This is a genomic window from Pseudomonas sp. dw_358 (genome assembly GCF_018449655.1).
Lineage (GTDB): Bacteria > Pseudomonadota > Gammaproteobacteria > Pseudomonadales > Pseudomonadaceae > Aquipseudomonas.
Genome location: NZ_JAAVUX010000009.1, coordinates 63,436 through 90,392, shown reverse-complemented (window position 1 = coordinate 90,392; position 26,957 = coordinate 63,436). Strand labels below are relative to the sequence as shown.

Sequence of the window (26,957 nt, the reverse complement as noted above, 5' to 3'; positions counted from 1 at the left end):
GGCATTTTTCATTCGGATCGACGGGGGCCTGAACTGGTATTAGTGCCAGTATCCAGCGAGGGGTGCCTCGCCTAGGCTGCTGGGACACCGCCTTCCGAGCGTGGGAGCCCCGCCATGAACAAGGCCATACTCCAAGCTTTTCTGCTGTGCACCGCACTTGCGAGTACGGGCGTGGTAGCCGAGACCAGCACTTGGGTTGAGTTGGAAATCAGCCAGAACCATGTGCGGTTGATCGACCAGCGCTGGCAGGACATCCCCCTCAAGGCGTCGCGGCTCAAGCAGCAGGCAGCGGCGCAGGGCAAGGTATTGGCCGCGCAGACGCCGTGGGTGGTGCAGGTACTGGATGTTGATGATGAGGTGATCGACGAGATCGAGATCCCGGATCCGTTGCATATCCATACAGAGTTCAGCGAGCCTGATACAGCGCCCGCCCGCGCGTCGGGGGAGGAGAATTTTCGGCGTGAAGAGGTGACCGTCGAACAAGGCCTGGTCGACTTCCTGGTCCCCCATGCCGGCGCGGCCTACCGGCTGCGGGTCATCCAGCGTCCGGCGCAAGGCCAGATCACCGCAGTGGTCAGCGGCACAGTCTCCTTGCGGCGCATGCCATGAGCCGCCTCATGCTGTCCAGGCATTCGTTGCGCGTAGCCAGATTGGCCTGCTGGTTGCTGGGGGTTCTGTGCCTGATGGCACAGGCCGACCAGCTGATTACCTTGAAAGAGACCGGTCCACGGGACAAGCGCATCAATATCCTGTTTCTAGGTGACGGGTACGTTGCTGGACAGGAGGGTAAATTCCTCGATGACGTGCGACGTTTCGTGCCTGCCATCCTCGATGGGCCATATGGGGATAATTACCAAAATAATTTCAATATCTATGCCTGGTTCACAGCCTCGGCGCAGCAAGGTGCCACGGATGAAATCGTCGGGGTGCCCAAGAATACCTACTATGAATGCCGATATCAGAAAGCTGTAAGGCGCCTGCTGACGTGCGATTTCACGAAAATGTACGCCGAACAGGCGGCGGCGCTGCCCGACAGTGACAGCGTATTCATGCTGGTCAACGCCAACACGTTTGGGGGCAGCGGCGGTGCGGTTTCGGTCGTTTCCCAGTCTGCCCTTGAGGTGGCAGCACATGAGTTTGCGCATACTTTCGCCAAATTGGCGGATGAATACACCCCCTCCAGTGCCTTGACTGGCAACGCCAACTTCAACCCGCTCGTGTCTGCCAGGAACAAGATCAAGTGGGCGCACTGGATCCAGGACACTACCCCGGTACCGACCCCTGGAGACAGCGGCAGGGTCGGCGCTTATCTGACTCGATGGAACGAAGGAGATGGATATCGTCCCACTTACAAAAGCCGTATGCGCGTCTCGAGCGCCTCTTTGGGGCCTGTCAATACCGAGCAATTCATCCTGAAAATGTATGAGCGCGTTTCTCCCCTGGATGACTTCAGCCCCCATGAGGATGCGCCGGTCAACTGGGTCGGGGCGGGACAGCTGAGCGTCACGCCGAAAACCAGCACCCGGGGTTTGAAGGTCGAGTGGTTCATCGATGGTCACAAGACGTCCGAGACCGGCCGTGCATTCAACGGGACAGCGCTGCGTGCGGGGCGCTCGAGCGTAACCGCCAGGGTCTTCGACGACACGCCGATGGTGCGCCTTGATGCTGCCCACCTGTTGGAAGACAGCCATACCTGGCAGGTGGACAACCATCTGGTGGATGCCCTGCCACAGGCGCGCATCAGCGGGGTAGATCGCGCCACCCTCGGCGAACCGGTGACCTTGGATGCAGCGGCCAGTGGCGGTACTGGGCTGGGCTATCTCTGGACCGCCCCAGGCTTTGAACCCACGCAATCCACGGCGGCCAACCCGACCTTCATCGCCCGCCAGATTCAGGCCGGCATCCTGCACCTGACGGTCACCGATGCCAGCGGCAACACCTCCAGCACTGACCATCCTTTGACCGTATTCCCTACCCCGCAGCAGGCCGCTACGGCGCTGGACAGTTGGGCCGCGACCTACCTCGGCAGGCAACCCGACCCTGGGGTAACCCGGCAGATGAAATCCGAGCTCAATGACTTGATGGGCGTCGGCGGCTACTCGCTGCCGGTTCGGCGCATCGGCATCAAGCGTCTCTGCCTGATCCAGAAGCGACCCGATAACGGCGATGCCCTGACGCTCAGTACCGAGTGTGCACGCAGCGACGCCGCGCAGTGGGTCCTGGACGGGAATCATCATTTGCGCAATACCCTGACTGGGCGTTGCATGAGCAATCCAGGTCGAGATCTGGTGGCGCTGACGCTGGTCCCCTGCACGGCCGGTGAAAATCGTTGGGAAGCCCATGAAGGGCTGTACCTTAACGGTGAAGGGACCGACATGGGCCTGGGCGAGCGTGGTAACAATTTGCCTTATGTCATGCGTGGAACGGGCACTCACCGGCAGATCGTCGATGGAATCACTGTGCAGGACGACCCGATCCTGACGCTGGCCCGGCCCGAGAGTCTGCTGCTGGCATGGCGGGTCAGCGCGTGGCATGGCGATGAGCCTCTGCCCGATACGCAAATAAGCGGTGCCCCTGTGGTACTGACCGGCGCGGCATTTACCTTGGCTGCAACCACCGAGAGCAGCAACCCCCTGACCTATGCCTGGCGTGCGCCCGGGTTCACACCCTCGACGTCGAGCGATCCATCACCGGTGTTTACCGGTACGGCGCCAGGTACCCATAGGGTTACTTTGACCGTGGCGGATAACGAAGGGCGCAGCGCGACGGCCGAGCGCGCCATCGACGTGGTAGGGCCAGACCATCCGCCGGTGGGCCAGTTGGGCACTGACGCCGATGCCGGAGCGGTAGGCGGGATCCTCTCGACGATCACGGCTGAGGTGAGCTCTCCTGGCGGATTGCCCCTGACCTACGCCTGGCACCTGCCGCCCGAGTTGAGGGAAGCGGTCATCAGTCCACCCAATCCCCCCGGAACCCTTTCGTTCAGTAGCACGAGCGTGACAGTCGAAACGCCGGTGGTATTGCGAGTCACGGTCACCGATAGCCGAAATCAGGCCTTGGAGCTCTCCCGGACAATCATTCTTTATCCGCACTCCGTTTATCCCGAGGCTCGTATCACTGGGCCGACTCGCGTCGCTCCCGGTGCTGCCTTTACCCTGTCGACGGCCTCTTCTACCGGTCAGGGCCTGAGTTATGTCTGGTACGCCCCGGGATTCACGCCTGGCAACCCCGTCGATGTCGCCCCACGCTTTATCGCCCCGGCCAACCCGGGGCGCTACACCCTCACGGTGGATGTGACCAATGCTGATGAAAATACCACCCGGGCCAGCCAGACGGTCGAGGTGACCGGGCAGGAATACGGGCCGCCCACAGGCACACTCGACGGCGTGGAGACACTGGTCGCTGGCGAGCAAGCCACATTCACGGCCAATGTCGCCTCGCCGTCCAATTCGCCGCTGAGCTATCGCTGGGAGCGGCCTGAACAATTGGCCGGTGGCTCGTTGGTGGACCGGACGGTCACCTGGCAGACCGCCGCAGTGGCGGTCGATACGCAGGTGGTCGTCGCGTTGACCGTAACGGATGCTGACGGTCAGTCACTCTCACTCAGCAAGCCGGTCTTGATCAAGGCCGCGCAGCCTGGGCCCGAAGCGCGGATCACTGGGCCCGACACGGTACCTGTGGGTGGGGTGGTGAGCGTTTCTGCCGCACAGTCCACCGGCACGGGGCTGACCTTGGCCTGGAGAACCCCCGCTTTTACCCCGTCCAGCGCCACCACGGTCGCTGCCAGCTTCGTCGCGCCGTCAGTGCCGGGGGCGCAGTACATCACCCTGGAAGTCACCGATAACCAGCACCGCGTGGCCAGTGCCGGGCATTCGATCATGGTCACTGCGGCCCAAGGCGATGACTGCGCCACGCCTTGGGTGCAGACCAAAGCCTACGCGGTGGTCAATGAAAAGGTCTCGTATGATTATTACAACTACGAAGTCGCCCACTGGACGCAGAACCAGCGCCCTGACCTGAATTGGGTGATTTCAGGTAGCAGCAAGCCCTGGCGACGCCTGGATAGGTGCGGGCCGACGGCTCATTGACCGGTGCCAATCCAGACATCGGCGGGCCATCACGATGGCAAGTGCCGAGGAAAAACTGCGCCGTTCCTCGGCGCGGCATTCGGATCGACTCTGAGGCCCGCAGACGCATTCGCGCTGCGGGTATCGAGGAGGTCTACCATGCCTTATTTGAACTACGAAAAATCCTTCATTGCCAGTGTGCAGTCTCATACCCCGGACTACTGTGGGTTTCTCGACTGCGCAGAATTGACCAAGGGCGATGACGGTGTGCAACGCATGCTTGGCGACTGGGTCACGGTGCATAACTGCCCACAGGAGAATAATCACCTGTTTCGGTTTGACTGCTACTACGACGGCAGTGGCTACTGTGGCTACTACGTCCAGTCCTTCAGCAAGAGCCAGGGGCAGGCCTGGAACAGCACAGGCCTGCGCTTTGGCTTTGATACCAAGGGCTACGTGAAGACGTATCCGCTCAAAGGCGGCCCGACCCGTTACTGGCATCCAAAGATCGTGGTGGACGGTGTGGAGCAAGATATCGTCGACGCGTTGAGCGAAGGGGTGATCGAAAATATCTGGTTGCGGGGGCCGGACACCTATACCCTGAAAGCCTGGAATCGCAAGTCGGTCGGCGGTTACTGGCACGTCTACACCAACGACGCCAAAGGCCCGACGCTGGAGTTGAGCCTGCATATCCACAGCCTGGGCTATAAGGACACTGACGACCATTGAGGCTGTGCGTTCGCGCTGACCTCGTCGCGTCAACCCCTGCTCCTGCCACCGTGCACAAGAGGTGGGAGCAGGGCTTGCCCGCGATAGCCGTTACGCGGTCCCGAGCCTTACACCAGTTCGGCCGGAGACACGATGCTGGTCTTTGCCCCGCGGGAGCGCCCCGAACTCAGGTAGGCCGCAATGGACTCCTGAGTGACCTCCCCAAGAAACACATTCTCTGCATTGAGCACCGGCAGCCAGGCGCGGTTGAACTCATACATGCGCGACAGCAGGATGCGCAGGTGTTCGTCGTAGGCGGCGGTGGCATTGAACGGCCGCACGTAATCGGCGCAGGCCCCCTGTTGGCGATGCAGGTCGCGACGGCGCACATAGCCCAGAGCCTTGTTCTCGGCGTCGGTGACCACCACGTAGCGGCGGTCGTGTTCGTCCATCAACTCCAGCGCATCGGCCACCGAGGTTTCAGGGCTGACCGACGGCGCGTTATCGGCGGCGTCCTCCGCCTTGACCAGCAGCAGGCGCTTGAGGGTGCTGTCCTGACCGACAAAGCTGCTGACGAAATCGTCCACCGGATGGGCCAACAGAGTGTCCGGGTGGTCGATCTGCAACAATTTGCCGCCGCGAAAAATGGCGATCTTGTCAGCCAGCTTGATGGCCTCGTCGATGTCATGGCTGACCATGATCACGGTCTTGTTCAAGGCCCGCTGCATCTCGAAGAACTCATTCTGGATCATTTCGCGGTTGATTGGATCGACCGCGCCGAAGGGTTCGTCCATCAGCAGCAGCGGCGCATCGGCCGCCAGGGCGCGGATCACGCCGATGCGCTGTTGCTGCCCGCCGGACAGCTCACGGGGATAGCGATGCAGGTATTGCTTGGGCTCCAGCTTGATCATGCTCATCAACTCGCGGGCGCGGTCGTGGCATTTGTGCTTGTCCCAGCCCAGCAGGCGCGGCACCACGGTGATGTTCTCTTCGATGGTCATGTTGGGGAACAGGCCGATCTGCTGGATCACATAGCCGATATTGCGGCGCAGGGTGACCTCGTCCAGACCCGTGGTGTCCTCGCCATTGATCAGCACCTTGCCCGAGGTCGGCTCGATCAAGCGATTGATCATTTTCAAGGTGGTGCTCTTGCCGCAGCCCGAAGGCCCGAGGAACACACAGATCTCGCCTTCGTTGACGGTCAGGCTTACCGAATTGACGGCAGTGACTTCCTTGCCGTTGCTCTGGAAGGTCTTGGTCAGGTTCTGAAGTTCGATCATTTGAGGAGTCCTTTGGGAGTCAGGCGGCGTTGCAGCCACTGTAGGGCCAGGTCGGCGATGATCGCCAACAGACTGACCAGTACCGCGCCGACGATGAGCATGGTCATGTCGCTGCGGCTGATGGAGGTGAGGATCAGTACGCCCAGGCCACCGGCGCCGATGGTGGCGGCGATGGTCATCACGCCGATGTTCATCACCACGGCGGTGCGCACCCCGGCGAGGATCACCGGCACGGCTATAGGGAGTTCAACCATGCGCAGGCGCTGGCCGAAGGTCATGCCGATGCCCTTGGCCGCCTCGCGGATACCGGGCTCGACCCCGGTCAGGGCCAGGTAGGTGTTGCGCAGGATCGGCAGGAGCGAATACAGGAACACCGCCGTGATGGCCGGCAGCGGACCCAGGCCTTGGCCGAATTTCGAATAGAACGGCAGCAGCAAGCCGAACAGGGCGATGGACGGAATGGTCAGCAACACCGTGGCGCTGGCCTGCAAGGGCCCGGCCAGCGCCGGGAAGCGGGTCATCAATACACCCACGGGGACGCCGACGACAATGGCCAGGGTGACGGCAATCCCCACCAGCGTGATGTGCTGCCAGGTCAGGTGTAACACCAGCGGCCAGTCCAGGTGGGAGAAAGTCTCGAGGAAATTCATGGTTTCTCCGTTCAGTCGAGGGGATGGGCGCGCAGGAAGTCAGCGGCCACCACGTTGGGGCTCAGGTGTTCGACGTCGACCTTGGCGTTGAGCTCGCGCATGGTGGCATTGTCCAGCAGGTCAGCCAGCGGTTTGAGCTGTGCGGCCAGGTCAGGATGGGCGTCGAGGAAGTCCTTGCGCACCACAGGCGCGGCCGTGTAGTCCGGGAAGTAGTGCAGGTCGTCATCCAGCAGCTTGAGGTGGAACGCGTTGAGCCGGCCGTCGGTGGTGTACACCAGGCCGGTGAACACTTGGCCGTTGCGCAGGGCGGTGTAGACCAGCCCGGCATCCATCTGGCGGATATCGGCGCGGGTGAAGGTCAAGCCGTAGCGCTGGGTGAGGCCGACGAGGCCGTCGGAGCGATTGGCAAACTCGGTATCGAGGGCCAGCACGTGGTCTTTCTTCGGTTCGTCGGTGAGCACCTTTTCCAGTTCGCTGATGGTGTTGACCTGGGGGTATTGGGCGGCCACTGGCGCGGGCAGCGCCAGTGCATAAGTGTTGCTGAACTTCGACGGGCTCAGCCAGACCAGCCCCTTTTTCGCATCCAGCTCCTTGACCCGCGCGTAGGTGGCCGCGCTGTCGAGGCGCTCGGTGACGTGGTTATAGGAAACCAGCGACACCCCGGTGTATTCCCAGAGCATGTCCAACTGCCCGGTTTCCTGAGCGCTGCGGGCCAGATTGCTGCCCAGGCCGCCAGTGATCCGGACGTCATAGCCCTTGGTGGCCAGGTACTGCGCGGTGAGGTTGGCGAGGATGGTCTGCTCGGTGAACACCCTGGCGCCAAGGCGAATCACCGGTTTGTCGGCAGCTTGTGCAGCACCTGCGCAGAGCAAGGCCAGGCCGAGAATCAAGCTTGAGATTTTCATGAGGTTTTCCTTGATCAACCGACCAGCCCTTTTTCCAGCCACAGACGGCTGACCAGTGTCACGATCCCGTCGAGGATCAGAGCCAGCAGGGCGGTACAGGCAGCGCCCAGCAGCAGTTGCGGCTCATTGTTCAGGGCGATTCCCGGAAAAATCAGGCTGCCCAGGCTATTGGCGCCGATCAGAAATGACAGGGGCGCAGTCCCGACATTGATGGCTAGTGCCACCCGCACACCGCCGACAATGATCGGTACGGCGTTGGGCAGTTCCACTTGCCATAGCACCTGATGCGGTGTCATGCCGATACCACTGGCAGCCTCCTTCAACGAACCCTGGACGTTTTTCAGCCCTTCATAGGTGTTGCGCACGATGGGCAGCAGGGAGGCGAGAAACAGCGCAAAAATGGCCGGTCCCGCGCCAATGCCGAGAAACCCCAGGGCGATGGCCAGTACGGCCAGCGGCGGAATGGTGTTACCGATATTGAATATCTGCATGAAGCGTTCGGCGCGGTAGACCATGCTCGGACGGCTGAGCCAGATACCGGCGGGCAGGCCGATCACCAGCGCAGCAAACATCGAGCACAGCACCAGCAGCAGGTGCGCTTGCAGGTAGAACAGCAGGTCTTCGCGGTAATGCTTGATCGTATCGATGCCGATCCAGTGGACCAGCAGGGCCAGGATCACGACCACGATCGCGCATCCCGTCAGGCCCTTGCCATAGCGATTGGGCACAGGCGTACTCCTTGTGTTGCAGCCGGTAAGTGCCGGCGCATTTTCAGATAACTAGCTGATTCGAAAGGGGCTTGCCCGAGGGGGCAAGCAGGGAGTGGACGGGCATGAGGGGGGAAAGGTTCCGCGGTGGAGGTCAATTGGCCAGTATTTGAGGGTGATGTTTCCGCGTTCTAAAGCCGCAGGATTGACGTCAGGCTCGCCACTCACTTCACGATCCAGGGTGACACGCCATGTCCAGAATTATCGCTGAATGTTCTTTTCTTGCGACCATCAAATGCCAGAATGCCGGATTCGAAGGCTACTGGGACCGCCATCAGATCGAGAGGCATTCCAATGGAGTGGACGGTGTGCGCTGCCTGTCCAACTACCTGACGATCAACAACTTCTGCAATCAGCCGGGCGTCGATAAAGCCGAGCGCTGTCAGTTCGCCTTCAGATGCCATCTGCTGGGTGACGGCTCGCCGGCCTATCAGATCTTTGTCGCCGCAGGCGACGAAAACATGCAGCTGGATATGACCGAAACCCTGGATTACCTGCACTTTTACCCTGACGCACAATCGCGCGCGATGTGGCGCATTTACTTCGATGGCGTCGTGGCGGTTCCGGGGGAGGTCGGCAAGTACAGCGGCTTCAGCCTACGCCCGGTGATCGAAAAACGCTGGACCTGGACTGGGGTCGCCGATCGCAGCCGGTTCCGTTTGACGCCCAAGGCGCGTAAAGACGACGGTCAGTACTGGACCGCTTTCATCCAGGGCAATACCGCGGTTCGCTCTGGCGAGTTGGTGGGTGACCTGAATGTGCTTTCAATCGGCTGAGCCCACCTGACCGGGAGTCGCCGATAACCGGTGCATGGGTTCAGCTTGGGGCGGCTTTAGGCTATACTCGCCGCCCTTTTTCAATCCCTCCCTAGGCGATCTCCCATGACTCACCAGGCCGCCGAAGTCGCGAAGCGTCGCACTTTCGCCATCATTTCCCACCCCGATGCCGGCAAGACCACCATCACCGAGAAACTCTTGCTGATGGGCAAAGCCATTGCCGTTGCCGGTACCGTGAAGTCGCGCAAGTCCGACCGCCATGCCACTTCCGACTGGATGGAAATGGAAAAGCAACGCGGCATCTCCATCACTACCTCGGTGATGCAGTTCCCGTACCGCGAGCACATGATCAACCTGCTCGACACCCCCGGCCACGAAGACTTCTCCGAAGACACTTACCGCACCCTGACGGCAGTGGATTCGGCGTTGATGGTCCTGGACGGCGGTAAAGGCGTCGAGCCACGCACCATCGCCCTGATGGACGTCTGCCGCCTGCGCGACACCCCGATCGTCAGCTTCATCAACAAGCTGGACCGGGACATTCGCGACCCCATCGAGCTGCTGGATGAAATCGAGGCGGTCCTGAAGATCAAGGCCGCGCCCATCACCTGGCCGATCGGTTGCTACCGGGATTTCAAAGGCGTCTACCACCTGGCCGACGACTACATCATTGTCTACACCGCCGGTCATGGTCATGAACGCACCGATGTAAAGATCATCGAGAAGCTCGACTCCGATGAGGCGCGGGCGCATCTGGGCGATGAATACGACCGTTTTGTCGACCAACTCGAACTGGTGCAGGGCGCCTGCCACACCTTTAACCAGGAAGAGTTCCTGAACGGGCAGATGACGCCGGTCTTCTTCGGCACCGCCCTGGGTAACTTCGGTGTGGACCATGTGCTGGACGCCGTGGTCGACTGGGCGCCGCGCCCATTGGCCCGGGTGGCCAACGAGCGCACTGTGGAGCCGGTGGAGGAGAAGTTCACCGGTTTCGTCTTCAAGATCCAGGCGAACATGGACCCCAAGCACCGCGACCGTATCGCCTTCATGCGCATCTGCTCGGGCAAATACGACCAAGGCATGAAGATGCGCCACGTGCGCACTGGCAAGGACGTGCGCATCGGTGATGCCCTGACGTTCTTTTCGTCCGAGCGCGAGCAGTTGGTCGAGGCCTATGCCGGCGACATCATCGGCTTGCACAACCACGGCACCATCCAGATCGGCGACACCTTCAGCGAAGGCGAAGCGCTGGGTTTCACCGGCATTCCGCACTTCGCCCCGGAACTCTTCCGCCGCGTGCGCCTGCGTGATCCGCTCAAGTCCAAGCAGTTGCGTCAAGGCCTGCAACAGCTGGCGGAGGAGGGGGCCACCCAGGTGTTCTTCCCGGAGCGCAGCAACGACATCATCCTCGGCGCGGTGGGTGTGCTGCAGTTCGACGTGGTCGCCAGTCGCCTGAAGGGTGAATACAAGGTGGAATGCTCCTACGAGCCCATCACCGTATGGTCGGCCCGCTGGATCGACTGCAGCGACAAGAAGAAGCTCGAGGAATTTCGCACCAAGGCAGTGGAAAACCTGGCTGTGGATGGCGGCGGGCACCTGACTTACCTGGCCCCGACGCGGGTCAACCTGGCGCTGATGGAAGAGCGTTGGCCGGATGTCAAATTCCGTGCGACCCGTGAGCATCACTGACGTGACAGATTGATCCGCAGGACCGAGTGTGCTCGGGAATCAGGCCCCGCGAAATGACAGGTGAACAGCGGTGTTTTCTTCCCGAGCAAGCTCGGTCCTGCAAGGGGCAAGTCTCGAGTCATTCCGTGCTTGTTCCTAATGTCACCACTCCGTGACATTTCTCTATCCCTTCGTTACTTCCCTATTTACTCAGCCTCGTTACACTCCCCGCAGCGCAAGCACCAGACTTGCCGTGTATAACAACAAAAAAAGGAATTCACATGAAAGCGATCTCTCGCCTCGCGGTAGCCATTTCCCTTGCTTCGTTGTTTCCCCTGACTGCTTCCGCTGCCGACTCCAAAGGCACCGTCGAGGTGGTTCACTGGTGGACGTCCGGTGGTGAAAAAGCGGCTGTCGATGTTCTCAAGGCTCAGGTCGAGAAAGACGGCTTCACCTGGAAAGACGGCGCTGTAGCCGGTGGCGGTGGCGCCACGGCCATGACCGTACTGAAGAGCCGCGCCATGGCCGGTAACCCGCCAGGCGTCGCGCAAATCAAAGGCCCGGACATCCAGGAGTGGGGCAGCACCGGTCTGCTCAACCCTGACGCCCTGACCGAGGTGGCCAAACAGGAAAACTGGGACGGCCTGCTGACCAAGAAAGTCGCTGACACCGTCAAATATGAAGGCAAATACGTCGCCGTTCCGGTCAACATCCACCGCGTCAACTGGCTGTGGATCAACCCGGAAGTCTTCAAGAAAGCCGGTATCGACAAGGCGCCAACCACGCTCGAAGAATTCTACGCGGCGGGCGACAAGCTCAAGGCTGCCGGCTTCATTGCCCTCGCCCACGGCGGCCAGCCATGGCAGGACAGCACTGTCTTCGAAGACGTTGTGCTCTCGGTCATGGGCCCTGATGGCTTCAAAAAAGCCTTTGTCGACCTGGACGAGAAAACCCTGACCGGCCCAGGCATGGTCAAGTCGTTCACCGAACTGAAAAAAGTCGCCACCTACATGGACCCCAACCGCGCCGGTCGCGACTGGAACATTGCCGCCGCCGACGTGATCAACGGCAAGGCCGGCATGCAGGCCATGGGTGACTGGGCCAAGAGCGAATGGACCGCCGCGCACAAAGTGGCGGGCAAGGACTATCAATGCGTGCCGTTCCCAGGCACCGAGAAAGCCTTCACCTACAACATCGACTCTTTGGCCGTGTTCCTGTTGAAAGACAAGAACAACATTGCCGCTCAGCAAGATCTGGCGAAAGTGGCGCTGGGCACCGACTTCCAGAAGGTTTTCAGCATCAACAAAGGCTCGATCCCGGTTCGCACCGACATGCAGAACAACATGGAGGCACTTGGTTTTGATTCCTGCGCCCAGCAGGCAGCCAAGGACTTCCTCGCCGACGACAAGACCGGCGGTCTGCAGCCAAGCATGGCCCACAACATGGCCACCTCGCTGGCCGTGCAAGGCGCCATCTTCGATGTCGTGACCAACTACATCAACAACCCGAAAGCCGACCCGGCGGCCGCTGCCAAGCAATTGGACAGCGCCATCAAATCGGCCAAGTAACGTTAACGATGTACACCTGACCGCCGCTCCCGTCGTCACGACGGCGGGCGCGGCCGTCCGAATTCGAATGATTCTTTCAGTGGATTCCTGTCTATGAGCTCAGTAGCGGTCTTGAGCAAAGCCTCGCCTACGGACGCCTTGCAACGCTGGCTGCCCAAACTGGTGTTGGCGCCGAGCATGCTGATCGTCCTGGTCGGCTTCTACGGTTACATCCTGTGGACTTTCGTGCTGTCGTTCACCACGTCCAGCTTCATGCCCAACTACACCTTTGCCGGCCTGGCCCAATATGGCCGGCTGATGGCAAACGATCGCTGGTGGGTGGCGAGCAAGAACCTGGCGATCTTCGGTGGCATGTTCATCGGCATCAGCCTGGTACTGGGGGTCTTCCTCGCAGTGCTGCTGGACCAGCGCATCCGTCGTGAAGGCGTGCTGCGCACTATTTACCTGTACCCGATGGCGCTGTCGATGATCGTCACCGGCACTGCCTGGAAGTGGCTGCTCAACCCTGGCCTGGGCCTGGACAAAATGTTGCGGGACTGGGGCTGGGAAGGCTTTCGACTCGACTGGCTGGTGGATCAGGATCGTGTGGTGTACTGCCTGGTGATCGCTGCCGTGTGGCAGGCCTCGGGCTTTGTCATGGCCTTGTTCCTGGCAGGGTTGCGGGGTGTGGACCAGTCCATCATCCGCGCCGCGCAGGTGGACGGTGCCAGCTTGCCGACCATCTACCTGCGCATCGTGCTGCCGAGCCTGCGCCCGGTGTTTTTCAGTGCCTTCATGATCCTCGCGCACATCGCCATCAAGAGTTTCGACCTTGTAGCGGCAATGACGGCCGGCGGCCCGGGCTACTCCTCCGACCTGCCAGCGATGTTCATGTACACCTTTACTTTCAGCCGCGGCCAGATGGGCCAGGGTTCGGCCAGCGCCATGCTGATGCTGGGCGCGATCCTCGCCATCCTGGTGCCGTACCTGTACTCCGAATTGCGGGGCAAACGTCAATGAGCATCTGTGTATGAATACTGCGATGGAAAAACCTCCGCTGACCTTCAGCCGTATTGCCATCTACGCCACGCTGATTCTGGCCGCCGCGATTTATCTGGTGCCGCTGGTGGTCATGTTGCTCACCAGCTTCAAGACACCGGACGACATCCGTACCGGCAACCTGTTGAGCCTGCCGGAAATGTTCACGGTCATCGGCTGGGTCAAGGCCTGGGGCGATGTGGGTGGCTACTTCTGGAACTCGGTGAAAATCACCGTGCCGGCCGTGGTGATCTCCACGTTCATCGGCGCCATGAACGGTTACGTGCTGTCGATGTGGAAGTTTCGTGGCTCACAGCTGTTCTTCGGCCTGTTGCTGTTCGGTTGCTTTCTGCCGTTCCAGACGGTCTTGCTGCCGGCTTCGTTCACCCTCGGCAAGATGGGCCTGGCCAACACCACGGTGGGTCTGGTGCTGGTCCACGTGGTCTACGGCCTGGCGTTCACCACGCTGTTCTTCCGTAACTATTACGTAAGCGTGCCGGATGCGCTGGTCAAGGCCGCGCGGCTGGATGGCGCGGGCTTTTTCACCATCTTCAACAAGATCCTGCTGCCGATGTCGGTCCCCATCGTGATGGTGTGCCTGATCTGGCAATTCACCCAGATCTGGAACGACTTCCTGTTCGGCGTGGTGTTCGCCAGTGGCGACGCGCAACCGATCACCGTGGCGCTGAACAACCTGGTCAACACCAGCACCGGAGTCAAGGAATACAACGTGGACATGGCTGCGGCGATGATCGCCGGGCTGCCGACGTTGCTGGTCTATGTACTGGCGGGCAAATATTTCCTGCGCGGCCTCACGGCCGGCGCGGTCAAGGGGTAAGACACATGGCAACTCTCGAACTGCGCAACGTCAACAAGACCTACGGTGCTGGCCTGCCGGATACGCTGAAAAACATCGAACTGAAGATCGATGACGGCGAATTTCTGATCCTGGTCGGGCCTTCGGGCTGCGGCAAGTCCACCTTGATGAACTGCATCGCGGGCCTTGAAAGCATCAGTGGCGGTGCCATTCTGGTGGATGACTCCGACATCAGCGCACAAAGCCCGAAAGACCGCGACATCGCCATGGTGTTTCAATCCTACGCGCTGTACCCGACCATGACCGTGCGGGAAAACATCTCGTTCGGCCTGAAAATCCGCAAAATGCCCCAGGCCGATATCGACACCGAGGTATCTCGCGTGGCAAAACTGTTGCAGATCGAGCACCTGCTCGATCGCAAGCCCGGGCAGATGTCCGGTGGCCAGCAGCAGCGTGTGGCCATGGGGCGCGCCCTGGCCCGGCGGCCGAAAATCTACCTGTTCGACGAGCCATTGTCCAACCTCGACGCCAAGCTGCGTGTCGAGATGCGCACCGAAATGAAACTGATGCACCAGCGCCTGAAGACGACTACGGTATACGTGACCCACGACCAGATCGAGGCCATGACCCTGGGGGACAAAGTGGCGGTCATGAAGGACGGTATCATCCAGCAGTTCGGCACGCCGAAGCAGATCTATAACGACCCCGCCAACCTGTTCGTGGCGAGCTTCATCGGTTCGCCGCCGATGAACTTTATCCCTTTGCGCCTGCAGCGCAAGGAAGGGCGTCTGGTGGCCCTGCTGGACAGCGGTCAGGCACGCTGCGAATTGCCTTTGGCCATGAGCGATGCCGGGCTTGAGGATCGGGAAGTGATCCTGGGCATCCGTCCGGAGCAGATCAATCTGGCCAGCGGGGTGGACACCGGCCAGCCGACACTGCGCGCCGATGTACAGATCATCGAGCCGACCGGTCCGGACACCCTGGTGTTCGTGACCCTGAATCAGACCAAAGTCTGCTGCCGAATGGCACCGGACGAAGCACCGCAGGTGGGCGAGAGCCTCAACCTGCAATTTGATCCCGCACGGGTGTTGCTGTTCGACGCCCAGACCGGGGAGCGCCTGGGCGTGGTGGGGAAGCCACAGACCCAGGCCCGTGGTGACAATGTGGCGCAATTCAAAGGACGTTGAATCGCGCTCTGCCAGACAGATTGGCGGTCCCTGGCATGACAGGGGCCGTGGATACTGTAGTAAGCGTCATATCAAAGTAGTTCGAAGCAGTACATAACAATAATTCGAGGATTCAAGGGATGAAACAGCAATTGAAGAAGCAAAAACCAACGGGCGCACGGCTGATCTGCCAACTGTCGGCGCTTGGCGCGCTGACTCTGGCAGCCAGCGCCTATGCAGCGCCTGAAACCAACGCCGAATTCGATGCCAGTCAATATGGCACGGGTGATTGGGGCGGCCTGCGCAAAGAGCTGTATGACAAAGGCTACGATTTCTCCCTGGAATACGTCGCTGAAGCGGCGAGCAACGTCAAGGGTGGCTACGACAACGACAAGACGGCCCGCTACAGCGACCAGTTCGCGTTCGGCCTGCAAATGGACCTGCAAAAGTTGCTGGGCTGGCATGACGCCGAGTTCAAGCTGGCGATCACTGAACGGAGTGGCCGCAACATCTCCAACGACCGCATTGGCGACCCGCGCACCGGCACATTGAGTTCGTCTCAAGAGGTGTATGGCCGTGGCCAGACCTGGCGTCTGACCCAGATGTGGTACAAGCAGAAGTATTTCGACGGCAAACTGGACATCAAGTTTGGCCGGTTCGGCGAAGGCGAAGACTTCAACAGCTTCCCTTGCGACTTCCAGAACTTGACCTTCTGCGGCTCGCAGGTCGGTAACTGGACAGGTGATGTCTGGTACAACTGGCCGGTCAGCCAGTGGGCCGCTCGCGTGAAATGGAACCTCAACCCCGAGCTGTTCGTACAGATCGGCGCCTACGAGCAGAACCCGTCGGAACTCGACCGTGGTAACGGCTTCAAGCTCAGTGGCAGCGGCACCAAAGGCACCATCATCCCGGTCGAAGTGGTCTGGTCGCCGACGGTCATGGGCTTGCCGGGTGAATACCGTGCCGGTTGGTACAAGAGCTCGGCCAACGCCGCCGACGTTTACGAAGGTGCTGATGGACAGCCACAGCCTATCTCGGGCGGTGACTTCAAGGAGCATTCCGAGAAACACGGCTGGTGGGTCGTTGCCCAGCAACAAGTCACCACGCACAACGGCGACGCCAGCCGTGGTCTGAACGTGTTCGCCCAGGCGACCGGTCATGCCAAGGACACCAACAACATTCAGGACTACCAGTCGGTAGGTATCGTGTACCGCGGCCCGTTCGACGCGCGGACCAAGGATGACCTGGGTATTGCTGTGGGCCGTATCCACGTCAACGACCGCCTGACCGACCGGGAGAAGCTGGAGAACGATCTCAGCGGCATCAGCGACTACGACAATCCAGGCTACGTGCCGGTGCAGAAGACCGAGTACAACGCCGAGATCTACTACGGCTTCCATATCACCAACTGGCTGACCCTGCGGCCGAACCTGCAGTACATCAAGAACCCGGGTGGCGTCGATCAAGTGGACAACGCGATTGTTGCCGGCCTGAAACTGCAATCCAAATTCTGATTTGATGTGTGCGCTTTGCGGACGGCCTCGGCCGTCCGCTTTTTTTTGCCCGGAATTTGGCCTGGGCATGGTCGCAGAGCCCTGTGGGAGCAGGCCTTGGCCGCGATGCAGGCAACGCGGTCTGTCGGTAATTGCGCGGTGATGCCATTGCGCCCGAGGGAGGTTCCCACCCAGACTCTTGAGGATCAGCTCAACTCATCATCCAACGGATAACGACTGGCATTCAGGCTTTCCTTGATCTTGCGAAGGTGCGGCTGGAAGTCCACGCCGCGACGAAGGGTCATGCCAGTGGCCAAAACATCGAGTACGGTTAACTGGATGATTCTGGAAGTCATGGGCATGTAAATATCCGTGTCTTCTGGCAGCGGTATGTTGAGGCTCAACGAACTGGCTCGGGCCAGGGGCGAGTCGGCAGCGGTCAGGCCGAGCACCGATGCACCGTTTTCCCGGGCCAGCTTCGCCACCTCCACCAGCTCGCGGGTGCGGCCGGTGTAGGAGATAATGACGAATAGCTCGCCGGTGTGGGCCACCGAGGCCAGCATGCGCTGCATAAGGACGTCAGCATGGGCCGACACCGCCAGGTTGAAGCGAAAAAACTTGTGTTGGGCATCCAAGGCCACCGGTGCCGATGCGCCGAGGCCGAAGAAGTGGATCTGGCGTGCCTGTATCAACAGGTCGACGGCGCGGCTGACGAGCTGCGGATCCAGTGCCTGGCAGGCGCTGTCCAATGAGGCAATGGCACTGCCGAAGATCTTGCGGGTGTAGGCAGCCGGGTCATCGTCGGCTTCGACCGCACGGCTGACATAGGCAGCACCGCTGGCCAGGCTCTGGGCCAGTTGCAGTTTGAGTTCGGGGTAGCCGCTGACGCCGAAGGAGCGGCAAAAGCGGTTGACCGTGGGCTCACTGACCTTGGCGGCCTGTGCCAGTGCGGCAATGCTGAAGCGGGTGGCCAACTGAGGGTTTTGCAGGATGACTTCAGCGACTTTGCGCTCAGCCTTGTTCAGTTCATCAAGCCGTCCCTGGATTTGTTCCAGCAGGTTTCGCACGCGGTCCATGGTGAGTCCTAGGTAAACAACCGGTTGTTTCGTGAGGTGGACTATCGTACTGAGGGCAGGGGAGCTGCACCACCCGAATCTGCCTTTCGGGTCAAATGTTGTGATTATTACTACATTTACCCTTGAATCGTGCCGTGAAAAACGGTATTTCTACCCCAACTTGATAAAAGAACAAACATCATGCCATCGATTTCCACCGAACCCTGCACCTTTGCCCTGTTCGGCGCATTGGGTGACCTGGCGCTGCGAAAACTGTTCCCGGCCCTCTATCAGCTTGATCGAGCCGGCCTGGTGCATGAAAACTCCCGCATTCTGGCCCTTGCCCGTGAAGCCGGTACGGTGCAGGAACACCTGGCGAACATCGAAGAGCACCTGCGTAAATACGTCAATGACACTCAGTTGGAGCCAGAGCACGTCGACCGGTTCCTGGCGCGGTTGAGCTATGTGCATGTGGATTTCCTCCGTCCGGAGGACTACCACACCCTCGCCGAAGTGGTGGGCGATGCCGAGTTGATGATTGCCTACTTCGCCACCCCGGCGGCGGTCTATGGCGCCATCTGCGAGAACCTGGCACGGGCCGGTCTGGTGGAGCGTACCCGCGCGGTGCTGGAAAAACCCATTGGCCACTCGCTTGAGTCGTCGCGGCGGGTCAACGCTGCCGTGGCGCAGTTCTTCCCGGAGAACCGCGTCTACCGGATCGACCATTACCTGGGCAAGGAGACGGTGCAGAACCTTATTGCCCTGCGCTTCGCCAACAGTCTGTTCGAAACTCAGTGGAACCAGAACTACATCTCCCACGTGGAAATCACTGTGGCCGAGAAGGTCGGGATCGAGGGTCGCTGGGGCTATTTCGATCAGGCCGGGCAACTGCGTGACATGATTCAGAACCATTTGCTTCAGCTGTTGTGCCTGATCGCCATGGACCCGCCTGCCGATCTGTCGGCTGACAGCATCCGTGACGAGAAGGTCAAGGTGCTCAAGGCGCTGGCGCCATTCTCGGCCGAGAGCCTGCACCAGCAAGTGGTTCGCGGCCAGTACATTGCCGGCTACAGCGAAGGCCGCCCGGTGCCTGGTTACCTGGAGGAAGAAAACTCCAACACCCAGAGCGATACCGAAACCTTCGTGGCCCTGCGTGCGGACATCCGCAACTGGCGCTGGGCCGGTGTGCCGTTCTATCTGCGGACCGGCAAGCGCATGCCGCAAAAGCTGTCGCAGATCGTCATCCACTTCAAAGAGCCGCCGCACTACATCTTCGCCCCCGAGCAGCGCATGCAGATCAGCAATAAACTGATCATTCGCCTGCAACCGGACGAAGGTATCTCCCTGCGGGTGATGACCAAGGACCAGGGGCTGGACAAGGGCATGCAACTGCGCAGCGGCCCGCTGCAATTGAATTTCTCGGATACCTATCGCAGTGCGCGGATTCCCGACGCCTACGAGCGGTTGTTGCTGGAAGTGATGCAGGGCAATCAAAACCTGTTTGTCCGCGAAGATGAAATTGAATATGCGTGGAAGTGGTGCGATCAGCTGATCGCCGGTTGGAAGAAGTCCGGTGATGCGCCCAAGCCGTACGCGGCGGGTTCGTGGGGGCCGATGAGCTCTATCGCACTGATTACCCGCGATGGGAGGTCATGGTATGGCGATATCTGATTTGCAACTGCCCGTCGGCGTTCGCGCGCACGACTTTGTCAGCCCCGCTCTGGTGGCCGAAGCCTTGGCAGGCAAGGTGGCCGAACAGCTGCGTACAGCCATCGAGTCGCGGGGCGTGGCCTCGTTGGTGGTGTCCGGCGGCCGCAGCCCGGTGATGTTCCTGCAGTGCCTCGCGCGCCAGACGCTGGATTGGTCGCGTGTGGCCATCAGCCTGGCCGATGAGCGCTGGGTGCCCATCGAGCACGTCGACAGCAACGCCGGTCTGCTCAAGCGTTACTTGCTGGTCGGCCCTGTGGCCAAGGCCCATTTCATAGGTTTGTACCAGACCACTGTGACTCAGGGAGAAGCGGCGCAGCGCGCTGACGAGGCCTTGGCCGAACTGCCACCCATCGACGTGCTCGTATTGGGCATGGGCGACGATGGCCACACGGCTTCGCTGTTCCCCAACAGCCCGAATCTGGCTGAGGCGTTGGCTGTCGACAGCCCGCGTCGCTGCCTGCCGATGCTGGCACCGACTGTGCCCCATCAGCGTTTGACCATGAGCCGTGCCTTGCTGGCCAGCGCACGCTTCCCGGTGCTGTCGATTTCGGGCGCCGGCAAACTGGCAACATTGCGTGAAGCACTGGCCGGTGACGATATCGCCGCCATGCCTGTGCGAGCCTTTTTACATTCTCCGTTGGATATTTATTGGTGCCCATGAGCCAAGGATCAGCCGCTATGACGACCTCCGAACAACAACAGCTGGCGCAAAGCCGCATGGCGGACAAGATCGCCCAGATCGATGCCCTCGCGGCGCGCGCCCGGATCCTGCCGGTGATCACCATCGCCCGCGAAGAAGACATCCTGCCCCTGGCAGATGCCCTCGCGGCCGGCGGTCTGACCGCGCTGGAGGTTACCCTGCGTTCGCCGTTGGGCCTCAAGGCCATTCAGGTGCTGCGCGAGCAACGCCCTGAGTTGATCGTGGGCTCCGGGACCGTCCTCGACCGGCAGATGCTGGCCGCCACCGAAGCCGCCGGTTCGCAGTTCACGGTGACGCCCGGGGTGACCCAGGACATGTTGCAAGCCGGCGTCGACAGTCCACTGCCAATGTTGCCCGGTATCAGCAGCCCATCGGAGCTGATGATGGGCTATTCCCTGGGCTACCGCCGTTTCAAGCTGTTCCCGGCTGAAGTCAGCGGTGGTGTGGCCGCCATCAAGGCCTTTGCCGGCCCGTTTGGCGAGGTGCGTTTCTGCCCCACCGGCGGCGTCGGTCCCGGCAACATCAAAAACTATATGGAGCAGCCCAATGTGATGTGTGTGGGCGGCTCGTGGATGCTTGACAGTGCCTGGATCAAGAACCGTGACTGGGCACGGATTCAGGAAGTCAGCGCGCAAGCGTTGGCGCTGCTGGACTGACCCTGAGTTGAGCCATGCGGCTTCGAAGAAGGGCATGCCTGCCGGGCATGCCCTTTTTTATGCCGGTTCAATCTTCATGAGGTGCACGAGCCGCTGCGATGCTTGGCCCGCAACGGCACCAGCAGGTCACTCAGGCCGTTATGGTCGACCTCATGCATCAGTGCCAGCAATCCGCCCAACTCGCCCTTGGGGAAGCCCTGGCGCGCAAACCAGTTCAAATAATGCCCTGGCAGATCAGCGATCACGCGACCTTTGTACTTGCCGTAGGGCATTTCCCGGGTGACCAGCAGTTCAAGATGTTGTGGGTTCATTTAGTGCGCCAATAGAACGGGTCAGGGGTAAATGAGAAAGGATTGCATTCTGCATGCAGGCCTTTAGCTATATCATGCATTAAGCGGGATGCCGAAATATGTGATAATTAGTAACCTTATGTTTTTTATTGATATTTCCTCAAAAAGAAATGTGGCACGAACGCTGCTCTATTCCTATCAGGCACCTCACATAAGGAATCGACAACATGACTGCTACCAATAAAGAAGTGATCTCGGTACTGAACGATCTGATCGAGACCAGCAAAGACGGTGAGAAAGGATTTGCCGCCTGCGCCAAGGACGTCAAGAACGTCGAACTCAAACAAGTCTTTACCAAACATGCCCAAGAGTGCGCTCAGGCCGCCAATGAGTTGCAGACCGAAGTGGTGTCGCTGGGTGGCAAGCCAGAAGACTCCACCAGTGTCAGTGCCGATCTGCACCGTTTCTGGGTCGACATCAAGTCCTCGGTTACCGGCAAAAGTGAAGAGGCGATTCTCAACGAAGCCGAGCGCGGTGAGGACCATGCCAAGGCGGTCTACGAGAAAGCGCTGAAAAAAGACCTGCCGTCCAACGTGCGTTCTATCGTCGAGCGTCAGTATCACGGTGTACAGCGCAATCATGACCAGGTAAAGGCTTTACGCAACATCGCCCGCGCCAGCTAAGGTTGCCGCTGTAACGATAACGCCAGCTTGTCTGGCGTTTTTTTATGCCTCGATCCTGACATCCGCATAGCTGACCTGGTTACGGCCGCGATGCTTGGCCTGGTAAAGCGCGATGTCGGCTTCATTGAGCAGGGCGACGAGGGTGCGGCCGGCACGGATGCGTTGGGAGCCGATGCCAATGCTGACAGTGATGGGGCGCTGGTCGTTGGCGAAAGGCGGCTGCTGCTCGACGGCCCTGCGGATCGTCTCGGCCAGGCTTACGGCACCCTGAAGCGCAGTGTCGGGCAGTATCACCAGAAATTCTTCACCGCCATAGCGCGCCGCGCTATCGGCGGGCCGCCGGATGCTCGAATGGATGGCTGCGGCCACATTGCGCAGCGCTTCGTCGCCACCCTGATGACCATGGCGTTCATTGAATGCACGGAAATGGTCGACATCGATCATCAGAATCGACAACCACTGGTCCTGCCGCAGGGCCCGGGCCCATTCCTTGTTCAGCGCCTGGTCAAGGCTGCGGCGGTTGGCGAGGCCCGTCAGACTGTCGGTCGCCGCCAGCGCTGCCAGCTCGGCCTCGGCATGGCGGCGCAGGCGCAGCTCGCGCATCAGCATCACGGTCAGCCAGAAAATGCCCAGGCACAGCAGCCCGGTGGCGCTGCCCACCAGCAAGGCGGTCCGCCGCCAAGGCGCGCATACGGTGTCGGTGGACATGGCCACGGTGATGATCAGGGGCAGATCGCCGACCCGGCTGAAGGTATACAGGCGTTCGATCTGATCCTGGCTGGACAAGGCCTTGAAGCTGCCGCTGGTTTCGCGCAGGAACCGTTGGAAGTTGGGCCGATGACTGAGGTCCTGGCCGACCAGTGCCCGCCCGGGCAGCTCCGGTTGCCGTGCCAGCACAATGCCGTTCAGGCTGAGCAGGCTGACGTTGCTGTTCGCGCCCAGGTCCAGGCTTTTGAACAGTTCGTCGAAGTAGGCCAGGCGCAAGGCCCCGGACGCCACGCCGAGAAATTCACCGGTCGGTGACGAAATGCGCTGGCTGAAGCTCACGCACCAGCCCAGGTGGCCCAGCCTGTCCTTGAAGGGCGGGCTGATGACCACGGCGGGGCTGGGGTCGCGACGATGGGCGACGAACGTCGGATCGGTGGCAAAGTTGTGGTGACGCGGGACATCGCTGACCGAGTCAGCGCGCACATCGCCTGCCGCGTCGACCCACAGCAGATCGCCGCGAAACGGTGCGGTGATGGCTCTGTCAAACAGCGTCTGGCGTTGCAGGGACGGCGGGATTTTGCCGAATTCGGAGTCTCGCACGGCCGCAATGATGCCTTCAAGCGCGGTGTCGTAGAGTCCGGCATTGCGCAACACCTCGGTCTGGATCAACTGAATCACGTTGTTGGCCGAGCGGATGGCGGACGCTTCATCATCTGCGCGCTCACGGATCAGCAGGAAGGTGACAATGGTGACGATTGTCAGGGTGGCCAGGGCGCTGGCAAAGATCAGGACCCATTCCGGGCGCCTGGATATCAAGGTGGAGCGCGAAATGGAAGGGCGCAGGTTCATGGTCCGGTCATCGAAGCTGAAAGAAAATGCCGGTCTTTCCAATGACGTGATGCCAAGCATACGCTTTTTGACGGGACTCGCCGCAGGAGGGAAGCTCGCTGGGGGGCGGCGCTATTTTAGAAGCGTGCAGTCCCTGAGACAAGGGGTCGCAGGCTGACACGGATCAAGCAGAATGGATATCTGGATAAACGGTTGGATCCGAGAAAGCTGTTGCAATACAAGGCATTGTCACCAAGTGGTGACAGACCACCCATTGCGGGCGGCCTGCCGATTCAAACAACCGTTAGAAAATATTGATCGGGTAGTCCACGATCACACGGTATTCGTCCTGGTTGTGGTCGACGTTCTCGTTGTAACCGCCGCTTGCACGGTTGGCTGCCCAACGCAGGCGTACCGACATGTCTTTGACCGGACCGTGCTGTACCACATATTTGATGTCCAGGTCGCGTTCCCAGTGCATGGCGTTCTTGCCGTCAGCAGTGTAGTAGTAGCCGTAGGCCGGGCTGTCGGCATTAGCCTTGGTCAGGTCCAGGGTACCGCGGGTGTACGAAATCGCCGACGTCAGGCCGGGGAAGCCCAGGTTGGTGAAATCATAGCCGTACAGCGCTTTCCAGGATTTCTCGCCCGGGCCGTTGAAGTCAGACCATTCCTGGGAGTTGTCGAGGTCGATGCTGTCGCCGTCGAGGATGTAGTCGAACGGCGTGTTGCCATTGACCTTCTGCATCGACAGACCGAAGGTGTTCATGCCTACGGCCACGTTGAAGTGGACGCTGTAGGTGTTGTTGTCGATGCTGCCCAGCAGCGAGCGACCCGAGTTGTTGGTGCGGTAGTAGTTGATGCCAGGGTTCAAGCTGATCAGGTCGTTGACCGCGTAGGTGTAGTCCACGCTGGCGAAGTACTGGTCCCACATGTCCTTGAGCTGAGCGCCATAGAGCTTGGTTGCCAGGCCCGGCAGCGGTTTCCAGCTGGCACCGGCCCAGGTGATTTTCTTGGCAGTGGCATCGTTCGCCTGGTAGTAGCTGGAGATGCGTTGGTTGCCATCCTGGTTGTACAGCTTGGTAAACGAGGCTGTACCGCCTTCCAGGGTCAGGTTCTTGATGCTGTTGTTGGTCAGGCTGGCGCCCTGGAACGTCATCGGCAACAGACGGGTGGTGCCACCGGCGACCACCGGGTTGTCGAGGAACAGGTCACCCACGCGCAAGACCGTGTCGAAGGCTTTGACCTTCAGTGTGCCGCCCAGTGAGCCGAAGGTAGTCGGCGCACTGCCATGACGGTCGTTAGGATCGTTGGTCCCCGATTCCGGCAGAATGGAGGTGCCCGACGTACCGGCGCCGCCATCGAGCTTGAGGCCCCCCATGGCGTCGATGTCGAGACCAAAACCTACAGTGCCTTGGGTGTAGCCGGACTCGAAGCGCATCGAGGCGCCTTGGGCCCATTCGGCTTCCAGGTTACCGGCGGTACCATGCACATCATGGTTGTCATGGTTGTAGTAGTAGTTGCGCAGATCGAGACTCAGATGCGACCCCGCGATGAACCCATCGGTCGAACTGCTGGTGGTGTCATCGGCCTGTGCTGCGGTGGCCATCGTTGCGGCGATGGCGATGAACAGAGGACTGAAACTTGAAACTTTCTTCATCGATTTTCGGCTCTTCTTCAGTGAGGGCAGAGGCTATTTTTATGCCAGTGATATGGCCTGGCTTATCTTTATTTTCATGAATGCCGGTGTACACAAAAAAAAGCCGCTGGGGGCAGCGGCCTAAGCATTCGTCAAGCGGAGCGCACTAAACGAAATTCGGTGAATCCAATTCTCAGTCCTGCGGTGGATCAACTATGGTTCTGCGAATCGTGCTTCTGTTGCAGCGACGCGGCTTGCTGGGTCTTCAGGGCGTCCTGACGGGCGGCCACTTCCTGACGAACTTCCAGGGCCTGCTGGTGGGCTTCGGTCTGCGCGACAAAGGCGGGAGACTCTTCTGCCATGGCCAGTGGGGCCAACATCAACGAGCTGACGACAACAGCGGTGGCGATGCTCAGGGAGCGGAACATATATAGTAACCTTCTTGCCGATGGCAAGTGTTATTCGATCGAGGTCACCTCGTTATTGAAGTGACGCAGTTAAACTACGATCTCAGGTTACTCAGTCTCGCCTTCAGGGACAGTGAACAATATTTGAGTAAGTAAATCATGTGTTAGTTATTGAAATTTCTGTTAGTTACTGAAGTTTCTGTTAAGTAATATCTTTCATGTTCGCTGAAAGGCCCGTGATTGCGGGCCTGCGTGGGGTTGTCGAGGGGGGCTGGGCAGGCTCGCTGATGGCAAAAAAAAGCGAACCTCACGACGAATCAAGGGTCTTCACGCCTTCGTTCAAGACTTTTGTGCAGGCTCCGGTGCCTGTCGAGGAGGTGCTGGTCTACCTTTTCAAGCCTTGAGCGGCCACCGTTCTCGCTGCTTTTATCAGGCATTCGGTCAGCTCGGGCGAGGAGAATTTGGTCAGGACCGCGTTGGCGCCCGCATCGGTGGCCTTCTGCGAGTTCATGGCGCTGTCCAGCGAGGTATGCAGCAGGATGTAGAGGTGCTGGTAGTCCGGGGTTTCGCGCAAGGTGCGGGTGAGGGCGAAACCATCCATTTCCGACATTTCGATGTCGGACACCAATACGTTGATCTGCGCCGGCGTGCCTTGCAATTCCAGCAGCACATCAATGGCCTCGCGGGCGCTCTTGGCGGTGTGGCACTCCACGCCCAGGTTGCGCAGGGTCAATATCGATTGCTGCAACGCCACCTGGCTGTCATCGACCACCAGGATCCGCGCGCCGGCCAGCAGCTCGGCGTGTTCGCGTGGCAGCGCAGCCAATTCGGCCTTGATGCGGGTCGGGGCGATGCCGTGGATGACCTTCTCGATGTCCAGCACCTGCACCAGTGTGCCGTCGACCTGGGTGACACCGGTGATGAACGACTTGCCGCCCGAGGCGAAGGGCGGCGGACGGATATCCGTGGTCAGGCAGTGCACGATGCGGCTCACGCCTTGCACGTGCAGCCCCTGCTTGGAGCGGCTGACATCAGTGACGATCAGGCAGCCGTTCTCGGGGTGTTCCAGTGGCCGCTCGCCAATGGCTCGGCTCAGGTCGATGACCGACAGCGCTTCGCCCCGCAAGGTGGCCACGCCTTTGACGTGAGGGTGTGATTCCGGCAGGCGCGTGAGGGGAGGGCAGGGGATGATTTCGCTGACCTTCAACAGGTTGATCGCCATCAGCTTGCCGCTGCGCAGGGTGAACAGCAGCAGGGAGAGTGAATCGGCTCGGGCATTCCTGGACATCATGGAAACCTTATGGTGTGACCGGTGGATGAACGTTTACCGGTGGCGTGCATGGGTTATCGACGGCAGGCGGCGCTGCTTGAGTTCTATCTTGCAACAGGGTGTTAATCGCGC

24 protein-coding genes are annotated in these 26,957 nt (G+C 60.2%); 14 read left to right on the top strand and 10 right to left on the bottom strand.

From position 1 onward, the window contains the following. Nucleotides 1-114 precede the first annotated feature (114 nt). The 3 genes from HB675_RS15045 to HB675_RS15035 all read left to right on the top strand — a co-directional run bounded on the left by HB675_RS15045 (nt 115) and on the right by HB675_RS15035 (nt 4,796). Nucleotides 115-609: a hypothetical protein gene (locus tag HB675_RS15045; protein WP_213879124.1), complete on the top strand. Its 495-nt coding sequence runs from the start codon at nt 115-117 to the stop codon at nt 607-609. Next, the gene (locus HB675_RS15040) at nt 606-4,088 is read left to right on the top strand and encodes a M64 family metallopeptidase (protein WP_213879123.1); all 3,483 of its coding nucleotides are present in this window, start codon (nt 606-608) and stop codon (nt 4,086-4,088) included. Before HB675_RS15045 ends, HB675_RS15040 begins: the two co-directional genes overlap by 4 nt. Before the next feature lie 138 nt (nt 4,089-4,226). Next, complete coding sequence (locus tag HB675_RS15035; protein WP_213879122.1) at nt 4,227-4,796, top strand: hypothetical protein; 570 nt, start codon at nt 4,227-4,229, stop codon at nt 4,794-4,796. Between the two features lie 107 nt (nt 4,797-4,903). On the opposite strand, the gene HB675_RS15030 is transcribed toward HB675_RS15035, so the two are convergent. The 4 genes from HB675_RS15030 to HB675_RS15015 are packed head-to-tail and all read right to left on the bottom strand — an operon-like array spanning nt 4,904 to nt 8,338. After that, complete coding sequence (locus HB675_RS15030; RefSeq protein ID WP_213879121.1) at nt 4,904-6,055, bottom strand: ABC transporter ATP-binding protein; 1,152 nt, start codon at nt 6,053-6,055, stop codon at nt 4,904-4,906. After that, the gene (locus HB675_RS15025; protein ID WP_213879120.1) at nt 6,052-6,705 is read right to left on the bottom strand and encodes an ABC transporter permease; all 654 of its coding nucleotides are present in this window, start codon (nt 6,703-6,705) and stop codon (nt 6,052-6,054) included. Before HB675_RS15025 ends, HB675_RS15030 begins: the two co-directional genes overlap by 4 nt. Before the next feature lie 11 nt (nt 6,706-6,716). Continuing rightward, nucleotides 6,717-7,610, bottom strand: coding sequence for a glycine betaine ABC transporter substrate-binding protein (locus HB675_RS15020; RefSeq protein WP_213879119.1), 894 nt, complete (start codon nt 7,608-7,610; stop codon nt 6,717-6,719). Between the two features lie 14 nt (nt 7,611-7,624). Beyond that, nucleotides 7,625-8,338, bottom strand: a complete 714-nt coding sequence (locus HB675_RS15015; RefSeq protein ID WP_213879118.1) for an ABC transporter permease subunit — start codon at nt 8,336-8,338, stop codon at nt 7,625-7,627. Between the two features lie 230 nt (nt 8,339-8,568). Between HB675_RS15015 and HB675_RS15010 the strand changes: the two genes are divergently transcribed. From HB675_RS15010 to HB675_RS14980, 7 genes are all read left to right on the top strand, one after another. Further along, complete coding sequence (locus HB675_RS15010) at nt 8,569-9,153, top strand: hypothetical protein (RefSeq protein ID WP_213879117.1); 585 nt, start codon at nt 8,569-8,571, stop codon at nt 9,151-9,153. Nucleotides 9,154-9,258: 105 nt separating this feature from the next. Beyond that, a complete protein-coding gene (locus tag HB675_RS15005) occupies nt 9,259-10,842 on the top strand; it encodes a peptide chain release factor 3 (RefSeq protein WP_213879116.1) in 1,584 nt (527 codons plus the stop codon). A gap of 260 nt (nt 10,843-11,102) precedes the next feature. Then, entirely contained in the window at nt 11,103-12,389 is a 1,287-nt protein-coding gene (locus tag HB675_RS15000; protein ID WP_213879115.1) for an ABC transporter substrate-binding protein, read from the top strand. Nucleotides 12,390-12,482: 93 nt separating this feature from the next. Continuing rightward, nucleotides 12,483-13,388, top strand: coding sequence for a sugar ABC transporter permease (locus HB675_RS14995; protein ID WP_213879114.1), 906 nt, complete (start codon nt 12,483-12,485; stop codon nt 13,386-13,388). A gap of 10 nt (nt 13,389-13,398) precedes the next feature. After that, nucleotides 13,399-14,244, top strand: coding sequence for a carbohydrate ABC transporter permease (locus HB675_RS14990; protein WP_213879113.1), 846 nt, complete (start codon nt 13,399-13,401; stop codon nt 14,242-14,244). A 5-nt stretch (nt 14,245-14,249) separates the two neighbouring features. Beyond that, nucleotides 14,250-15,410, top strand: a complete 1,161-nt coding sequence (gene ugpC / locus HB675_RS14985; RefSeq protein WP_213879112.1) for a sn-glycerol-3-phosphate ABC transporter ATP-binding protein UgpC — start codon at nt 14,250-14,252, stop codon at nt 15,408-15,410. A gap of 119 nt (nt 15,411-15,529) precedes the next feature. Then, a complete protein-coding gene (locus HB675_RS14980) occupies nt 15,530-16,903 on the top strand; it encodes a carbohydrate porin (protein WP_213879111.1) in 1,374 nt (457 codons plus the stop codon). Between the two features lie 185 nt (nt 16,904-17,088). Here the strand turns inward: HB675_RS14980 and hexR are convergent, their stop codons facing one another. Continuing rightward, nucleotides 17,089-17,949: a DNA-binding transcriptional regulator HexR gene (hexR, locus tag HB675_RS14975; RefSeq protein ID WP_213879243.1), complete on the bottom strand. Its 861-nt coding sequence runs from the start codon at nt 17,947-17,949 to the stop codon at nt 17,089-17,091. A gap of 189 nt (nt 17,950-18,138) precedes the next feature. Here hexR and zwf point away from each other — a divergent pair, with 189 nt between their 5' ends. From zwf to HB675_RS14960, 3 genes are read left to right on the top strand one after another with little or no spacing between them, the layout of a single operon-like run. Continuing rightward, nucleotides 18,139-19,608, top strand: a complete 1,470-nt coding sequence (gene zwf / locus HB675_RS14970) for a glucose-6-phosphate dehydrogenase (RefSeq protein WP_213879110.1) — start codon at nt 18,139-18,141, stop codon at nt 19,606-19,608. Further along, complete coding sequence (gene pgl, locus HB675_RS14965; RefSeq protein ID WP_213879109.1) at nt 19,595-20,308, top strand: 6-phosphogluconolactonase; 714 nt, start codon at nt 19,595-19,597, stop codon at nt 20,306-20,308. The genes zwf and pgl overlap by 14 nt, the downstream gene beginning before the upstream one ends. A 17-nt stretch (nt 20,309-20,325) precedes the next feature. Beyond that, a complete protein-coding gene (locus HB675_RS14960) occupies nt 20,326-21,003 on the top strand; it encodes a bifunctional 4-hydroxy-2-oxoglutarate aldolase/2-dehydro-3-deoxy-phosphogluconate aldolase (protein ID WP_213879108.1) in 678 nt (225 codons plus the stop codon). A gap of 74 nt (nt 21,004-21,077) precedes the next feature. Here the strand turns inward: HB675_RS14960 and HB675_RS14955 are convergent, their stop codons facing one another. Beyond that, nucleotides 21,078-21,314, bottom strand: coding sequence for a DUF3820 family protein (locus tag HB675_RS14955; RefSeq protein ID WP_213879107.1), 237 nt, complete (start codon nt 21,312-21,314; stop codon nt 21,078-21,080). Nucleotides 21,315-21,520: 206 nt separating this feature from the next. Between HB675_RS14955 and HB675_RS14950 the strand changes: the two genes are divergently transcribed. After that, nucleotides 21,521-21,976 (top strand): PA2169 family four-helix-bundle protein, encoded by a 456-nt coding sequence (locus HB675_RS14950; protein ID WP_213879106.1) that lies wholly within the window; start codon nt 21,521-21,523, stop codon nt 21,974-21,976. Nucleotides 21,977-22,018: 42 nt separating this feature from the next. Here the strand turns inward: HB675_RS14950 and HB675_RS14945 are convergent, their stop codons facing one another. The 4 genes from HB675_RS14945 to HB675_RS14930 all read right to left on the bottom strand — a co-directional run bounded on the left by HB675_RS14945 (nt 22,019) and on the right by HB675_RS14930 (nt 26,843). Beyond that, nucleotides 22,019-23,533 (bottom strand): sensor domain-containing diguanylate cyclase, encoded by a 1,515-nt coding sequence (locus HB675_RS14945; protein WP_213879105.1) that lies wholly within the window; start codon nt 23,531-23,533, stop codon nt 22,019-22,021. Nucleotides 23,534-23,816: 283 nt separating this feature from the next. Then, entirely contained in the window at nt 23,817-25,169 is a 1,353-nt protein-coding gene (locus tag HB675_RS14940) for an OprD family porin (RefSeq protein WP_213879104.1), read from the bottom strand. 188 nt (nt 25,170-25,357) lie between these two features. After that, nucleotides 25,358-25,576: a hypothetical protein gene (locus HB675_RS14935; protein ID WP_213879103.1), complete on the bottom strand. Its 219-nt coding sequence runs from the start codon at nt 25,574-25,576 to the stop codon at nt 25,358-25,360. Between the two features lie 364 nt (nt 25,577-25,940). Further along, nucleotides 25,941-26,843: a chemotaxis protein gene (locus tag HB675_RS14930; RefSeq protein WP_213879102.1), complete on the bottom strand. Its 903-nt coding sequence runs from the start codon at nt 26,841-26,843 to the stop codon at nt 25,941-25,943. Between the last annotated feature and the right edge of the window lie 114 nt (nt 26,844-26,957).

Excerpts from the sequence above, each read along its gene's own strand:
- HB675_RS15045 (WP_213879124.1), top strand. The coding sequence starts at position 115 with ATGAACAAGGCCATACTCCAAGCTTTTCTGCTGTGCACCGCACTTGCG.
- HB675_RS15040 (WP_213879123.1), top strand. The coding sequence starts at position 606 with ATGAGCCGCCTCATGCTGTCCAGGCATTCGTTGCGCGTAGCCAGATTG.
- HB675_RS15035 (WP_213879122.1), top strand. The coding sequence starts at position 4,227 with ATGCCTTATTTGAACTACGAAAAATCCTTCATTGCCAGTGTGCAGTCT.
- HB675_RS15030 (WP_213879121.1), bottom strand. The coding sequence starts at position 6,055 with ATGATCGAACTTCAGAACCTGACCAAGACCTTCCAGAGCAACGGCAAG.
- HB675_RS15025 (WP_213879120.1), bottom strand. The coding sequence starts at position 6,705 with ATGAATTTCCTCGAGACTTTCTCCCACCTGGACTGGCCGCTGGTGTTA.
- HB675_RS15020 (WP_213879119.1), bottom strand. The coding sequence starts at position 7,610 with ATGAAAATCTCAAGCTTGATTCTCGGCCTGGCCTTGCTCTGCGCAGGT.
- HB675_RS15010 (WP_213879117.1), top strand. The coding sequence starts at position 8,569 with ATGTCCAGAATTATCGCTGAATGTTCTTTTCTTGCGACCATCAAATGC.
- HB675_RS15005 (WP_213879116.1), top strand. The coding sequence starts at position 9,259 with ATGACTCACCAGGCCGCCGAAGTCGCGAAGCGTCGCACTTTCGCCATC.
- HB675_RS15000 (WP_213879115.1), top strand. The coding sequence starts at position 11,103 with ATGAAAGCGATCTCTCGCCTCGCGGTAGCCATTTCCCTTGCTTCGTTG.
- HB675_RS14995 (WP_213879114.1), top strand. The coding sequence starts at position 12,483 with ATGAGCTCAGTAGCGGTCTTGAGCAAAGCCTCGCCTACGGACGCCTTG.
- HB675_RS14990 (WP_213879113.1), top strand. The coding sequence starts at position 13,399 with ATGAATACTGCGATGGAAAAACCTCCGCTGACCTTCAGCCGTATTGCC.
- ugpC (WP_213879112.1), top strand. The coding sequence starts at position 14,250 with ATGGCAACTCTCGAACTGCGCAACGTCAACAAGACCTACGGTGCTGGC.
- HB675_RS14980 (WP_213879111.1), top strand. The coding sequence starts at position 15,530 with ATGAAACAGCAATTGAAGAAGCAAAAACCAACGGGCGCACGGCTGATC.
- zwf (WP_213879110.1), top strand. The coding sequence starts at position 18,139 with ATGCCATCGATTTCCACCGAACCCTGCACCTTTGCCCTGTTCGGCGCA.
- pgl (WP_213879109.1), top strand. The coding sequence starts at position 19,595 with ATGGCGATATCTGATTTGCAACTGCCCGTCGGCGTTCGCGCGCACGAC.
- HB675_RS14960 (WP_213879108.1), top strand. The coding sequence starts at position 20,326 with ATGACGACCTCCGAACAACAACAGCTGGCGCAAAGCCGCATGGCGGAC.
- HB675_RS14955 (WP_213879107.1), bottom strand. The coding sequence starts at position 21,314 with ATGAACCCACAACATCTTGAACTGCTGGTCACCCGGGAAATGCCCTAC.
- HB675_RS14950 (WP_213879106.1), top strand. The coding sequence starts at position 21,521 with ATGACTGCTACCAATAAAGAAGTGATCTCGGTACTGAACGATCTGATC.
- HB675_RS14945 (WP_213879105.1), bottom strand. The coding sequence starts at position 23,533 with ATGAACCTGCGCCCTTCCATTTCGCGCTCCACCTTGATATCCAGGCGC.
- HB675_RS14940 (WP_213879104.1), bottom strand. The coding sequence starts at position 25,169 with ATGAAGAAAGTTTCAAGTTTCAGTCCTCTGTTCATCGCCATCGCCGCA.
- HB675_RS14935 (WP_213879103.1), bottom strand. The coding sequence starts at position 25,576 with ATGTTCCGCTCCCTGAGCATCGCCACCGCTGTTGTCGTCAGCTCGTTG.
- HB675_RS14930 (WP_213879102.1), bottom strand. The coding sequence starts at position 26,843 with ATGTCCAGGAATGCCCGAGCCGATTCACTCTCCCTGCTGCTGTTCACC.